Annotated in this window: 14 protein-coding genes; 3 read left to right on the forward strand and 11 right to left on the reverse strand. The window is 63.7% G+C overall.

All coding sequences use genetic code 11. The features are described 5' to 3' along the window. Positions 1-25 precede the first annotated feature (25 nt). The 3 genes from UP10_RS05740 to nth form a co-directional block, all read right to left on the reverse strand. The gene (locus tag UP10_RS05740; RefSeq protein ID WP_044586388.1) at positions 26-1666 is read right to left on the reverse strand and encodes an MFS transporter; all 1641 of its coding nucleotides are present in this window, start codon (positions 1664-1666) and stop codon (positions 26-28) included. Then, positions 1653-2789: an HlyD family secretion protein gene (locus UP10_RS05745; protein ID WP_044586389.1), complete on the reverse strand. Its 1137-nt coding sequence runs from the start codon at positions 2787-2789 to the stop codon at positions 1653-1655. The genes UP10_RS05740 and UP10_RS05745 overlap by 14 nt, the downstream gene beginning before the upstream one ends. Positions 2790-2855: 66 nt before the next feature. Then, a complete protein-coding gene (gene nth / locus UP10_RS05750; protein WP_044586512.1) occupies positions 2856-3614 on the reverse strand; it encodes an endonuclease III in 759 nt (252 codons plus the stop codon). Between the two features lie 22 nt (positions 3615-3636). Here nth and UP10_RS05755 point away from each other — a divergent pair, with 22 nt between their 5' ends. Next, the gene (locus tag UP10_RS05755; RefSeq protein WP_044586390.1) at positions 3637-4188 is read left to right on the forward strand and encodes a DUF2244 domain-containing protein; all 552 of its coding nucleotides are present in this window, start codon (positions 3637-3639) and stop codon (positions 4186-4188) included. 113 nt (positions 4189-4301) lie between these two features. Beyond that, entirely contained in the window at positions 4302-5198 is an 897-nt protein-coding gene (locus tag UP10_RS05760; protein WP_044586391.1) for a methylated-DNA--[protein]-cysteine S-methyltransferase, read from the forward strand. 96 nt (positions 5199-5294) lie between these two features. Here the strand turns inward: UP10_RS05760 and UP10_RS05765 are convergent, their stop codons facing one another. From UP10_RS05765 to dnaK, 8 genes are all read right to left on the reverse strand, one after another. Continuing rightward, complete coding sequence (locus tag UP10_RS05765) at positions 5295-5918, reverse strand: 2,3-bisphosphoglycerate-dependent phosphoglycerate mutase (RefSeq protein WP_044586392.1); 624 nt, start codon at positions 5916-5918, stop codon at positions 5295-5297. Positions 5919-5944: 26 nt separating this feature from the next. Beyond that, positions 5945-6757 (reverse strand): 4-hydroxy-tetrahydrodipicolinate reductase, encoded by an 813-nt coding sequence (gene dapB / locus UP10_RS05770; RefSeq protein WP_044586393.1) that lies wholly within the window; start codon positions 6755-6757, stop codon positions 5945-5947. A gap of 59 nt (positions 6758-6816) precedes the next feature. Continuing rightward, positions 6817-7113, reverse strand: a complete 297-nt coding sequence (locus tag UP10_RS05775) for a DUF1330 domain-containing protein (RefSeq protein WP_044586394.1) — start codon at positions 7111-7113, stop codon at positions 6817-6819. 18 nt (positions 7114-7131) lie between these two features. Further along, positions 7132-7842 carry an orotidine-5'-phosphate decarboxylase gene (gene pyrF / locus UP10_RS05780; protein WP_044586395.1) on the reverse strand — a complete coding sequence of 237 codons (711 nt, stop codon included), beginning with the start codon at positions 7840-7842 and terminating at the stop codon, positions 7132-7134. A 6-nt stretch (positions 7843-7848) separates the two neighbouring features. Next, the gene (locus UP10_RS05785; protein ID WP_044586396.1) at positions 7849-8427 is read right to left on the reverse strand and encodes an NADPH-dependent FMN reductase; all 579 of its coding nucleotides are present in this window, start codon (positions 8425-8427) and stop codon (positions 7849-7851) included. 45 nt (positions 8428-8472) lie between these two features. Beyond that, positions 8473-9072 carry a class I SAM-dependent methyltransferase gene (locus UP10_RS05790; RefSeq protein WP_044586397.1) on the reverse strand — a complete coding sequence of 200 codons (600 nt, stop codon included), beginning with the start codon at positions 9070-9072 and terminating at the stop codon, positions 8473-8475. Between the two features lie 92 nt (positions 9073-9164). Further along, positions 9165-10304 carry a molecular chaperone DnaJ gene (dnaJ, locus tag UP10_RS05795; protein WP_044537974.1) on the reverse strand — a complete coding sequence of 380 codons (1140 nt, stop codon included), beginning with the start codon at positions 10302-10304 and terminating at the stop codon, positions 9165-9167. A 158-nt stretch (positions 10305-10462) separates the two neighbouring features. Continuing rightward, positions 10463-12364, reverse strand: a complete 1902-nt coding sequence (gene dnaK / locus UP10_RS05800; protein WP_044586398.1) for a molecular chaperone DnaK — start codon at positions 12362-12364, stop codon at positions 10463-10465. A gap of 592 nt (positions 12365-12956) precedes the next feature. On the opposite strand from dnaK, the gene UP10_RS05805 reads away from it, so the two are divergent. Continuing rightward, the gene (locus UP10_RS05805; protein ID WP_044586399.1) at positions 12957-13895 is read left to right on the forward strand and encodes a hypothetical protein; all 939 of its coding nucleotides are present in this window, start codon (positions 12957-12959) and stop codon (positions 13893-13895) included. Positions 13896-14027: the final 132 nt, after the last annotated feature.

Below are 14027 nucleotides of genomic sequence, written 5' to 3' on the forward strand. Positions count from 1 at the left end.
CGGCAGTCAACATAAATTGAATGCTTCAGCTGCGAACCGCAGCGATCTTCACGCCGCATTTGCGCAGCACGTTCTTCGCAAAACCAAACGGCGCCGGCGTAAACGGACCCGGCGGTGCGCGCGCGATCAGCGCAACCACGAAGAGGGCCGTCATCGCCAGCCAGAAGCACAGCCAGAACCCGTCTGCATAGGCCAGCACATTCGCCTCGCGCTGCACCCGCGCGGCAAGCGTGCCGACGGCCCTCCCCATGGCGGCCCCTGCGCCATGACCGGAAAAGCCCTCCGCCAGCTCTTGCAGCAAGCGTCTGACGTCGACATCGCCGCTCTGGACATGCTGTCCGAGATAGTTCGAGTGAATTTGCTCGCGGACCCGCAGCCACGTGCCCATCAGCGCGACGCCGATTTCCGCACCGCCAAGCCGCATGATCTGGATGTAGGCCGCGAACGAGGTCGCGCGCGACGGATCGGAGTTCGACAATGCGAGGATGATGATCGGCAGCAGCGTGAACGCCTGCCCGACCGATTGCAGCAGCACGATGCCGATGAAATCCTCTCGCGCCCAGACGTGGGTCAACTGCGTGCCGCAGAGATTGGCGGCGGCAAACGCCGAGAATCCAAGCACGAGGACGGTGCGTGCATCGAAGTGCCGGAGCAGATAGATCGAGATCGGCACCAGCACGAACATCGGCAGTGCGCCATAGGTCAACAGCAACGCGCCCGACTGCTCCGGCCGCAGCGCCGGGATGGCGCCGAGGAAATTCGGCACCAGCGACGAGTTGGAAAGGCTGGTCAGCGTGTACAGCAGGATGGCGACCAGCGAGAGCCCGATATTGCGCGAGAACAAGATATTGAAATGCGCCCAGGGGCGGTCCACCAGGGTCTCATTGATCATGAAGCAGACGATCAACACGCCGCCGCTGATCAGGAGCGCCGTCACCGTGCCCGATCCCAGCCAATCCAGCCGATTGCCCTGGTCGAGACCGGCATAGACCATCGACAGGCCCGCACCGAGCAGCAGCATGCCGCCCCAATCGGCATGGCGCACCAGGTCGCGATTGACCGGATCATTGGGGGTGCCGAGATGCACCATCAGTCCCATCAGCGGCGCAACGATCACGCTCTGCCAGTAGATCCACTGCCAGCCGAGATGCTCGACATAGAAGCCGACCAGCGAGCTCGACGTATCCAACGCGAATCCGACACGGATCGAATAGAGCGAAATCCCCAGCAGCCACCAGCGGATCGGCAAATTGCGGAGAATGATCATCAACGACGCCGGCACGAAGGTGCCGAGCAGCATGCCGTGGACGATGCTCAGCGCGATCAGCGTCGTGAAATCGTGGACGAACGGAATGATCAGCGAGATCACCGCATAGACGAGGCTCGGGATCCCAAGCACGCGCCGCAGCCCGAACGCGGTGGCGAGCCAGGCCACCGCGGGCGCGACCAGGATCTGCGAGCCGATGCCGGCAGTCGAGAGCCAGGCGCCCTCGTCGAACGAGAGCAAGAACGCGCCGCGCAGATCGGGCAGGCCGACCGAGGTCAGGCGGCTGTCGAAATTCGTGAGAAATGATCCGAGCAGAACCGCAACGACGGCAAATATCGGCTGGGGCGCGACGCCGCCGCGCGAGATCGGGCCGCGATCGCGATCGTCACCTTCCGCCATCCGTGACCGCTTCGCTGGTGTTGATGTCGGTGACGACGGACATGCCCGGCAGCAGGCGCTCGAGCAGCGGCTGGTTCTTGTCGAACTGGATCCGCACCGGAATGCGCTGCACCACTTTGGTGAAATTGCCGGTGGCATTGTCGGGCGGCAGCAGCGCGAATTGCGAGCCGCTCGCCGGCGCGATCCGCTCGATGCGGCCTCGCAGCCTCTCGCCCGGGAATGAATCCACCGTGATCTCAACCGGCTGACCCGGCCTGACGCGCGTCAGCTGCGTTTCCTTGTAGTTGGCGATCACGTAGACATTCGGCAACGGCACCACATTGACCAGGTTGGTGCCGATGTTGACGTAATCGCCCGGCTGCACCTGCCGCTCGCCGGTGACGCCGTCGAATGGCGCGGCGATCCTGGTGTAGCCGAGCTTGAGCTTGACCGCGGCGAGTTGCGCCTTGGCGCCGTCGATATCGGCGGCGCGCTGTTTCTTGGTCCCTTGCAGCACCTCGAGCTGATGACGCTGGGCTGCGATCACCGCGCGGCTTGCACTGACATCGGCCTGCGCCTTGGCATAGGCAGCGGTGGCCTGCTCGAACTTTTGTCGCGTGCCGGCTTCGGTTTGCGACAGCGACTGCTGGCGCTCCTGCTCCTGGTGCGCCTCGATCGCCTGTGCCTCCGCGGACAGCCGCGCGGCTTCGGCCTGCGCGATGGTCGCGTATTGCAGCTCGACCTGGTTGCTGAGGTTGTCGAGCGCGGCCTGCGCGCCGACCACACCGGCCTCGGCCTGCGCGACCTGCGCCTGATAGTCAGCCGGATCGATCTGCACCAGCAGATCGCCGGCCTTGACGCGCTGGAAATCGGTGACGGCGACGGTGAGAACCTCGCCCGCGACCCGGCTGGAGAGCTGGGTCAGATCGGCGCGAACATAGGCGTCATTGGTGCTCTGGATCGTGGCGCTGCCAACCCAGGCGTCCCAGCGCACCGTTGCCAGCACGATGAATGCCAGTGCAACCAGCACCGCGAACAATGGAATCGCGAAACGACCCCAGAACCCGCTTGCCGTGGCTTGCGGCTTTGCGGTTGGCGCGGCCGGACTGGCCGGTGGCGGGGTGGTTTGAACCTGCTCTGTCACGACACTCCCCTCACTCACGCTCCGGACCGCCGGACGAGGTTACAAGCACACCATGTCAATCATGCCTCAGACGCTCTTCTCCGGCCAACGGCAAAGATCGTTGATCAGGCATACCTCGCAACGCGGCGTGCGCGCGAGGCAGGTGTAGCGGCCATGCAGGATCAGCCAGTGGTGAGCATGCAGCATGAACTCCGGCGGGATCACCTTCTCCAGCCCGAGTTCGACCTCTAGCGGAGTCTTGCCGGGTGCCAATCCAGTACGGTTGCCGACGCGAAACACATGGGTGTCGACCGCCATCGTGTGCTCGCCGAACGCCATGTTGAGCACGACATTGGCGGTCTTGCGGCCGGCGCCGGGCAGCGACTCGATTTCGGCGCGGGTGCGCGGCACTACGCTGCCGAATTCGGCGATCAGCTTCTTCGAAAGCGCCATGACGTTTTTGGCCTTGTTGCGATAGAGCCCGATGGTCTTGATGTGGTCGCGCACCTTGTCCTCGCCGAGCGCGAGCATCTTTTCCGGTGTGTCGGCGATCGCGAACAGCGCGCGGGTCGCTTTGTTGACGCCGGCGTCGGTCGCCTGTGCCGACAGCACGACCGCAACCAGCAGCGTGTAGGGATTGAGATGCTCCAGCTCGCCCTTCGGCTCAGGATTGGCTTTGCGGAACCGGCTGAAGGCCTCGTAGACCTCCGCCGTCGTCCACGGCTTCGGTTTTGCGACCCTCTTTGCCGCGGGTTTTGGCAGCGGCTTTGCCGTCTTCGCGGTCTTCTTCGGCACGGACCGAACGCTTGATGTCTTGGTGCCTTGAGAGCGGGTGATTTTGGCCATGATCGGGATATACTGATACGCCATGACCGCAGGCAACGATTTTGATCCCAAGAACGATCTTGAGAGTGATCTTGAGGCCAACGACCTCGAGCCGAAACTGTTCTCGGCATTGCTGACACCGCACCGTTCGCTCAACCGCACCGGCTTCGTGGTTCTGATGTCAGCGGTGACTGCGATCAGCTTCATTGCCGGCGCGGTGTTCTGGTGGCTGGGCGCCTGGCCGATCTTCGGCTTCTTCGGCCTCGACGTGCTGGTGATCTATTGGGCGTTCAAGGTCAATTTCCGCACCGCGAAGGCGAGCGAGGAGATCACCGTGACGCTGTCGGAGTTGCGGGTGCGCCGGATCAGCCACCGCGGCCACGTCATGGAATGGGTGCTCAATCCGCTCTGGGTGCAGTTCGAGCAGATCTCGCACGAAGAGTTCGGCATCGAGCGGCTTTTTCTGGTCTCCAGGGGCCGCCGGGTCAGCGTCGGCAGCTTCCTTGGACCGGACGAAAAGGCCAGTTTTTCCAAAGCCTTGATGGCCGCACTGAATGCCGCCAAGCGCGGTCCGACCTACAACCCTATCAATTAGGCTTTTTTGTTTGAGCATGATCTTGTCGGAAAACCGGTTCCGACTTTTCCGGATTATACTCCTTGTCGGAAACCGGGTGGTTTGGACGCGCGATGGCTCCTAAATCAGATCCCATGATGACACTCGCCATACATGACCAGCGCCTGACCAAGCCGGGCCCGCAGAACGCCGCGTTACGCGACTATGATTCGGTGCGGCGCGCGATCGCCTTCATCTCGGACCACTGGCGCGCGCAGCCGACCATCGAGGCGATGGCCGACGCCGCAGCCGTCACTCCGGATGAGCTCCACCATCTGTTCCGCCGTTGGGCCGGGCTGACGCCAAAGGCCTTCATGCAGGCGCTGACCCTGGACCACGCCAAGGGCCTGTTGCGCGATTCCGCCAGCGTGCTCGATGCGGCGCTCGACTCCGGCTTGTCGGGCCCGGGCCGGCTGCACGATCTGTTCGTCACGCACGAGGCAATGTCGCCCGGCGAATGGAAGCATGGCGGCGCCGGCATGACGCTGCGCTACGGCTTCCATCCCTCGCCGTTCGGCACCGCGATCGTGATCGCGACGGACCGCGGATTGGCAGGGCTCGCCTTCGCCGATCCAGGCGACGAGCAGACGGCGTTTGCCGACATGACGCGGCGCTGGGCGAACGCGACCTTTGTCGAGGACACCGACGGTACCGCCGCGCTGGCGCAGCGCGTCTTCGACAAACAGCTGTGGCGGCCGGATCAGCCGTTGCGCGTGGTGTTGATCGGCACCGATTTCGAGGTGCGGGTGTGGGAAACGCTGCTGAAGGTCCCGATGGGCCGCGCAGTCAGCTATTCCGACATCGCCACCAAGATCAGCAATCCGAAGGCCTCGCGCGCCGTCGGCGCCGCGGTCGGCCGCAACCCGGTGTCGTTCGTGGTGCCTTGCCATCGCGCACTCGGCAAGAGCGGGGCGCTGACCGGCTATCACTGGGGCATCACCCGCAAGCAGGCGATGCTCGGCTGGGAAGCCGGCCAGGTGGGGTTGCACTAAGTCCGTAGGGTGGGTAAAGGCGCTCTTGCGCCGTGCCCACCATCACGAGCAATGCAGGTAGTGGTGGGCACGCTTCGCTTTGCCCACCCACAAACCTCAAGCCGCCAAATCGACCTTCGACGCAACCGTGGAATCGGCATTGAGCCGATAGACCACCGGCGCGCCGGTCGCGAGCTCGCGCTTGAGGATCTGCTCGGGCGTCAGCTTTTCCAGCACCATGATCAGCGCGCGCAGCGAATTGCCGTGGGCTGCGACCAGCGTGCGCTGGCCGCGCAACACGCCAGGCAGGATCTCCTGCACATAATAGGGCAACGTGCGTGCCAGCGTGTCCTTCAGGCTTTCGCCGCCGGGCGGTGGAACGTCGTAGGAGCGGCGCCAGATCAGCACCTGGTCCTCGCCCCATTTCTTGCGGGCGTCATCCTTGTTGAGGCCGGAGAGATCGCCATAGTCGCGTTCATTGAGCGCGAGATCTTTGGTCGTCGGCAAACCGGTCTGGCCGATCTCGGCCAGCATCAGTTTCAGCGTGTGCTGGGCGCGCGTGAGATCGGAGGTGAAGGCGACGTCAAATGACAGGCCCTGCGCCTTCAGCTTGCGCCCGGCTTCCTTGGCCTCGTTGACGCCCTGTTCGGTGAGATCAGGATCCTTCCACCCGGTGAAGAGATTCTTCAGGTTCCATTCGCTCTGGCCGTGCCGGACCAGCACAAGAAGACGATCGCTCATTCCACGGTTTCCGTTCTCAGCTTGATTTATTCACCCAGTCCCAGCACGTCGGCCATCGAGTACTGGCCCGGCTTCTTGCCGTGGGCCCACAACGCCGCCTTCAGCGCGCCTTGCGCGAACAGCGCGCGATCCTCGGCATGGTGCGACAGCGTGAGGCGCTCGGACGGACCGGCAAAGATCACGCTGTGATCGCCGGCCGCGGTACCGCCGCGCAGCGACGCAAAGCCGATGTCGCCAGCGCGCCTTGCGCCGGTCAATCCATCGCGGCCGCGCGCGGAACGTTCCGCCAACGCGATCTGGCGTCCGGCCGCGGCGGCTTCGCCGAGCATCAGGGCGGTGCCCGACGGCGCATCGATCTTGGACTTGTGATGCATTTCAAGAATCTCGATGTCGAAGCTCTGGTCGAGCGATTGCGCGACGCGCTTGACCAGCGCCGCAAGCAGATTGACGCCGAGGCTCATGTTGCCCGACTTCACCACGATGGCGCGATTGGTAACGCTCTTGATCACGGCATCGTCCGACGGCGAGAGGCCGGTGGTGCCGATGACATGAACCAAACCGCGCTCGGCTGCGATCGCGACATTGGCGATGGTCGCGGCCGGCACCGTGAAATCCAGGATGCCGTCGGCGTTGGCCGACATCGTCCAGAGGTCGGCCGACAGCGCGACGCCATTGGCCGGCAGGCCGGCGAGCACGCCGGCGTCTTTGCCCAACAATTCGGAGCCCGGCGCTTCCAGCGCGCCGACCTGAACTGCCCCGGGGGTTTCGGAAATCACCCGCGCCAGCGTGCGGCCCATCCGGCCGCCGGCTCCCGCAACAATCAGACGCATGTCAGCCATGGCTCACCTCTGATGGCCGTATAGCGGGCGGAGGCTGTTCCGGCAACCGGACCGGCTGCCTACGGACTGTCGTAGCCTTCGATGATAATGAGATCGGCCAGCGAATGCGGCTGCCGTACCTTGATGTTGGCCTGGTATTCCGGCGAGTTGTAGCAGGCAAGCGCCGTCTCGTAGTCGGCGAATTCGATCACGACATTGCGCGAGCGCTTCTCCCCTTCGGGATTGATGAATCTGCCGCCGCGAACAATGAACTTGCCGCCGAATTTCTGGAAGATGGCCGGGTTGGCCGCCATGTAGGGCTTGTAGCCCTCCTCATTGTGAACGTCGACGCGTGCAACCCAGTATCCCTTCGCCATATTCTTCTCCTTTGTCGTTCAGGTGAGCGCCTGTGCGATTTCGGCCTGGATGGCCTCCGCCGCGGCCTTCGGATCCGATGCTTCCGTCACCGGCCGTCCAACAACCAGATAGTCAGCGCCGGCTGCAATCGCACGGGCCGGCGTCATGATGCGCTTCTGGTCGCCGGTGGCCGATCCCGCGGGCCGGATGCCCGGCGTCACCAAGTTGATCTGGTCGCCGACGATCTTGCGCAGGGCGGAAGCCTCTTCGGGCGAGCTGACAATGCCGTCGACGCCGAGCGCCTGTGCCTGCTGGGCGCGCGCGGCGACGAGATCGGCAACGTTGAGACGATAGCCCGCGGCATGGAGATCGCTGTCGTCGTACGAGGTCAGCACGGTGACTGCGAGGATCTTCAAGGTAGAGCCTGCGCGCGCCTCGACCGCAGCCTTCATGGTCTGCGGATAGGCATGCACGGTGAGAAAGGTCGCGCCGAGCTTCGCAACGCTCTCGACACCGCGCGCGACCGTGTTGCCGATGTCGTGCAGCTTGAGATCGAGGAAGACCTTCTTGCCGCTGCCTGCAAGCTGCTTCGCCAGCGGCAGGCCGCCGGCATAACCGAGCTGATAGCCGATTTTGTAGAACGTCACGCTGTCGCCGAGCCTTTCGATCATCGCCTCCGCCGCTGCCACGGAGGGCAGATCGAGCGCCACTATCAACCGGTCTCTTGGAGCAATCCTGGCTGGCTGCATGTCACCTCACATCATGCGTTGGGAATGGTCGATCAACTGCCGCACCAAAGCCCGCATCGCTTCGATGTCGGCGTGATGCTTCAGGCGATCCATATCGTCATAGGCCTGTTCGGCGAATGACAGCGCGAGCTGGTTCGGGATCACGGTCGCCTGGCACGCCGACAGGATCAGCCGCAGCGCCGCCAGCGCGCGCGTGCCGCCGAGCCGGTTACCGGACGCCGCTGCGATCGCGAAGACGCGGTCGCGGAACACCTGGCCGCGGGCCTCGTGCGGATCCTGCACGCGGCTCACCCAGTCGATCGTGTTCTTCAGCAGCGCTGGTACCGAGGAATTGTATTCCGGCGTCACGATCAGCACGCCGTGATGGGCGCCGATCATTCGCTTGAGGTTGACGGCATTCTGCGGCACGCCCGATTTGGCCTGCAGGTCACCGTCATAGATCGGCAGCGGAAAATCGGCGAGCGAGATGCGGGTGACGTCGGCGCCGAGCTGCGCCACTTCCCGCGCCACGACGGCCGCCAGCTTCGCATTGAGCGAACCTGATCGAAGCGATCCCGGGATCACGAGGATTTTCAGCGCGGACATTTTGAAATCGCGGGTTCCGGCGAGCCCGCGCGACGGCGCAGGGCGTCAGCCCTTGCGATACACCCAGACCCGGGCCGGCGGAAGGTTCATCCAGATTCGCTCGGAAGCTTCTGTGGACACGCCCGGCAGCGACTTCGGAATCGGGGGGACGACCGAATAGGTGAATTGAACGAAGGGAGCGCCGGGCGCCAGCGCCACGAAGGCATCGCGGATCAGCCTCAGGCGCGTCAGCATCGGCTTGGTCACGAGGGGCAGGCCTGAGACCACGGCGGAAGCGGGGGACTTCAGGACGTCCCACAGCGCATCTCGGAGCTTATAGGCGTCGCCCTGGACGACCTTGGCTTGCGGGTAGCGCTCGCGAAGCAGCGCGCAGAATCCGGGATTGTATTCGACCAGGACGAGCCGCTTCTGATCGACGCCGTGCTCGATCAGTGCGTTGGTGATCGCACCGGTCCCGGGCCCAAGTTCGACGACCGGCCCTTCCGCCTTTGGATCGACATATTGTGCCATGGTGCGGGCCAGCAGTCGCCCCGAGGGCATCACCGCGCCCATGTGCAGCGGTTTCTCGATCCATGAACGGAGAAAACGAACCTCGTCGTCAAGACGGAGGGGTTTCTTCAACGCACGCACGGACGATTGGGGCATATCGCTTCCAGGCGGGACCGCACAACCGAGCGGTTGTCAGAAAACAGTCACAAAGACGTATATGTCAGAGCCGTTACGGTCAAGCATAACGACTACTGCGGCGCGGCGCGGTTTCCGAAGAAGTCCTTGACCTTAGAGAAGAAACCTGCGGCCTCGGGTTGGGTTGCACCGGACGACAGTTTTTCGAACTCCATCAGCAATTCTTGCTGTTTCTTGGTCAGATTCTGCGGCGTTTCGACCATAACCTGGACATACATGTCGCCGGTCTGGCGGGACCGCAGCACCGGCATACCCTTTGATGCAATGCGGAATCGCCGGCCGGACTGCGTGCCGGACGGCACTTTCACCTTGGTCTTGCCCTTGTCGATGGTCGGCACCTCGAATTCGCCGCCGAGCGCGGCTGCGACCATCGAGATCGGCACGCGGCAATGCAGGTCAGCGCCGTCACGTTGGAAGAACTGGTGCGTGGTCAGCGACAGGAAGATGTAGAGGTCGCCGGGCGGGCCGCCGCGAACGCCGGCCTCGCCTTCGCCGGCCAGGCGAATCCGCGTGCCGTCCTCGACGCCCTGGGGAATGTTGACCGACAGCGTCCGGTCGCGCGTCACCCGGCCGGAACCGACGCAGGAGGCGCAGGCGTCCTCGATCATCTGGCCGCGGCCCTGGCAGCCGGGGCAGGTGCGCTCCAGCGTGAAGAAGCCCTGCGCCTGCCTGATACGTCCGGCCCCGCCGCAATGCGAGCAGGTCTTCGGCTTGGTGCCGGCCTTGGCGCCGATTCCCGAACAGGATTCGCAGGTGACCGAGACCGGAATCTCGATCTGCGCGGTCTTGCCCAGGAAGGCTTCCTCGAGCGTGATCTCCATGTTGTAGCGCAGGTCGGCGCCGCGCTCGCGGCCACCGCTGCCACGGCGCTGCCCGGCCATGCCGAACAGGTCTTCGAAGATGTCGGAGAAGGAGGAGGCGAAGCCGGCGCCGAAGCCCGGACCGCCGCCTCCCATGCCCTGCTCGAAGGCGGCATGACCGAAGCGGTCATAGGCGGCGCGCTTGTCGCCGTCCTTCAGCACTTCATAGGCTTCGTTGATTTCCTTGAAGCGGACCTCGCTGGAGGCATCGCCCGGATTCTTGTCCGGATGCCACTTCATTGCGAGCTTGCGGAAAGCCGCTTTCAGCTTGGGCTCGTCCGCGTTCCGCTCGACCTCGAGGGTCTCGTAATAGCAGCGCTTGGTGGTGGACATCCTTCAATTCCGTCCGAAGTTCGGAGCCATCGCCGAGGATCGCGATAAGGATCGCACCTGTCTGCAGGATGCAGCGATCGCCTTAAAAAAAAATGACCCCCACTCCTCCGAGACGCGTCGCGTGCTCATTGGCGTGAGGGTCATGATCTCAAGCCCGCTTAAGCAGACTTCTTGTTGTTCTTGTCGTCGTCGACCTCGGTGAACTCCGCGTCGACGACGTCATCCTTTGCAGCGTCCTTGGCCGCATCGGCCTCGGCCTGCTGCTTGTACATCGCCTCGCCGAGCTTCATCGAAGCCTGCGCCAGCGTCGCGCTCTTGGCCTTGATCGCCTCGGCGTCGTCGCCCTTCAGCGCTTCCTTGAGGTCGCTGACGGCGTCCTCGATGGCGCGGCGCTCGTTCTCCGGGATCTTCGCGCCGTGCTCGGCCAACGCCTTCTCGGTCGAATGCACCAGGCCATCGGCGTGGTTCTTGGCGTCGACTGCCTCGCGGCGCTTCTTGTCCTCGACCGCATTGGCTTCGGCGTCCTTGACCATCTTGTCGATGTCGGCCTCGGACAGACCGCCGGATGCCTGGATCCGGATCTGCTGTTCCTTGCTGGTCGCCTTGTCCTTGGCCGAGACGTTGACGATGCCGTTGGCGTCGATGTCGAAGGTCACCTCGATCTGCGGCATGCCGCGCGGCGCCGGCGGAATACCCATCAGGTCGAACTGGCCGAGCATCTTGTTGTCGGCCGCCATTTCACGCTCGCCCTGGAAGACGCGGATGGTGACGGCGCTCTGGCTGTCCTCAGCCGTCGAGAACACCTGGCTCTTCTTGGTCGGGATCGTGGTGTTGCGGTCGATGATGCGGGTGAACACGCCGCCCAGCGTCTCGATGCCCAGCGACAGCGGGGTCACGTCGAGCAGCAGCACGTCCTTGACGTCGCCCTGCAGCACGCCGGCCTGGATCGCAGCGCCGATCGCAACGACTTCGTCGGGATTGACGCCCTTGTGCGGCTCCTTGCCGAACAACTGCTTCACCACTTCCTGAACCTTCGGCATGCGCGTCATGCCGCCGACCAGCACCACTTCGCCGATTTCGGCGGCGGTGAGGCCCGCGTCCTTCAGCGCCTTGCGGCACGGCTCGATGGTCTTCTGGACGAGATCGTCGACCAGCGCCTCGAACTTGGCGCGGGTCAGCTTCATCGTCAGATGCTTCGGACCGGTCTGGTCAGCCGTGATGAACGGCAGGTTGATTTCGGTCTGCGTGGTCGAGGACAGCTCGATCTTGGCCTTTTCGGCGGCCTCTTTCAGGCGCTGCAGAGCAAGCTTGTCGTTGCGCAGGTTGATGCCCTGTTCCTTCTGGAACTCGTCGGCGAGATAGCCGACCAGGCGCATGTCGAAGTCCTCACCACCGAGGAAGGTGTCACCGTTGGTCGACTTCACCTCGAACACGCCGTCACCGATCTCGAGGATCGAGACGTCGAAGGTGCCGCCGCCGAGGTCGTACACGGCGATCGTGCCGGTCTTCGTCTTGTCGAGACCGTAAGCGAGCGCGGCAGCCGTCGGCTCGTTGATGATGCGCAGCACTTCGAGGCCGGCGATCTTGCCGGCGTCCTTGGTGGCCTGACGCTGTGCGTCGTTGAAATAGGCGGGAACCGTGATGACGGCCTGATCGACCTTCTGGCCGAGATGCGCCTCAGCGGTCTCCTTCATCTTCTGCAGAATGAAGGCCGAGACCTGCGAGGGCGAATAGGTTTTGCCGTCGGCTTCGACCCATGCGTCGCCGTTCGATGCCTTGACGATCTTGTAGGGAACGAGCTTCTTGTCCTTCTCGACCATCGGGTCGTCATAGCGGCGGCCGATCAGGCGCTTCACCGCAAAGAACGTACGCTCGGGATTGGTTACTGCCTGGCGCTTCGCCGGCTGGCCGACAAGGCGTTCGCCATCGTCGGTGAAAGCAACGATCGACGGCGTGGTGCGCATGCCCTCGGCGTTTTCGATGACCTTCGGTGTTTTGCCATCCATTACGGCGACGCACGAATTCGTGGTGCCGAGGTCGATCCCAATGACCTTACCCATGGTTTTTCATATCCTTGTTGCTACGGCAGGCTGGTTGGGCCCTGACGGCACCCCGAACCGAACCCCCAGACGTTCACATACTCGCGATATTGCGACGGTGAGCCTGATATAGGAGAGAGGGTCCTGCCCGCAAGGACTGGACGCAACGTTGAGGCCTGAAAAGACTGACGTTTGAAAGATTGTGTCAGCTCGGGGCCCGCGCCGGCTCAACCTCTAATCAAGTTAACAAATAGGCAATGTTGCCGGGCGCGATCAAGCGCGATCCACACCACGCGCACAGGTCACGCGTGTTGAGTGAACGCTCACAACGGGCCGGACACGCAACCGGCTCGCCGGTGACCGGGCGCGCTATTTGGCCGCCGGCCGTTGTGCCGCCAGCGCGATTGTTTCACCGAGAAATGTCGGGAAACCCGGGAAAGGGCCGCCTTGTCTGGCGAAAAACCCGTGGAATCGTGACGGCAGAGCGGAAACGAAGATCAGGCGGACCTGTTGCAGGGCCATCAAAACCGCTAAAAGCGGGCCGACTGATGCGGCCCACCCAGCCCTGCACTGGCCCTTTGAGCGGCCTCCAAGCAAACCCGGTAGATCCTTCATGACGCCCTTTCGAGTTCTCGCTGCGGTTGCTGTGCTGATTGCCACCACCTGGTCCGCTTTCGCTGATGACGTGGTGTTTCCGCCGGGTGCCCATGTCGGCATGAAGCCGCTGGTCGGCCTCGTTCGCGCAAAGTCCTTTATCGGCTTCGAGACCGAGGACCAGGGCGTCAAGGTCCTGATCGCCGATCTGCCCCCGGATGCCTATGGCGAGGTCGTCAACGCCTTCAAGGCCAATCCCGCCGGCAGCGGCGGCATCAAGCCCGAGAGCCTCGAGACCCCGGCAGGACTCGCCTATTATACCGTCGAGAGCGCACGGGACGGCGCGACCAATGTGCGCCGCTACTCCATGATTTTGCCCGGCCCGACCTTCTCCGGCTACATCGCGGTGCAGGTGCCCGAGAACGCCGCCAGGATCTACACCGACGACGCCGTACGGCAGATGTTCGCCACCGCCGTCATCCGCAACGAAGTGCCGGTCGACGAGCAGCTCGGCATGATGCCGTTCAAGATTACCGAGCTGAGCAATTTCAAGACCGTCCGCATGGTGGCGCCCGGCGCGGCGCTGATGCTGGCCGACGGCGACGAGAAGACCGGCTTCGAAACCAGGCCCTTCATCCTCCTCGGCATCATCGGCTCGACCGCGGCCTCTCCCGACGATCGCGGCCGCTTCGCCCAGCAGATTGCCACCACGATTCCCGGCGTGCGCGATGGGCACATCACCATGTCGGAGCCGATCCGTATCGACGGCCAGGCCGGCTACGAGACACGGATCGACGCGATCAGCGGCAAGGACAACACGCCTGTCACCATCGTGCAGTGGCTGCGATTTGGCTCGCAGTCGTCGATGCGCATCATCGGCAGCTCGCCGCGCACCGACTGGGAGAAGGCATTCCCGCGCTTCCGCGCGGTGCGTGACGGAATCCAGCCACGCGGCTAAAGCCGCTTCCGTTCCGATGGAATCCGAACGGGGCTCTCGATTCCTGATTTGATGTGTTTTCTATACGCGAAGTCCGGGACCGGCTTTCGCTCGAAAACGCTCTGGTCGAAGTTTCCGCAGCGCCCGCCGAAA

This window comes from Bradyrhizobium sp. LTSPM299, from assembly GCF_000938235.1.
Lineage (GTDB): Bacteria > Pseudomonadota > Alphaproteobacteria > Rhizobiales > Xanthobacteraceae > Bradyrhizobium.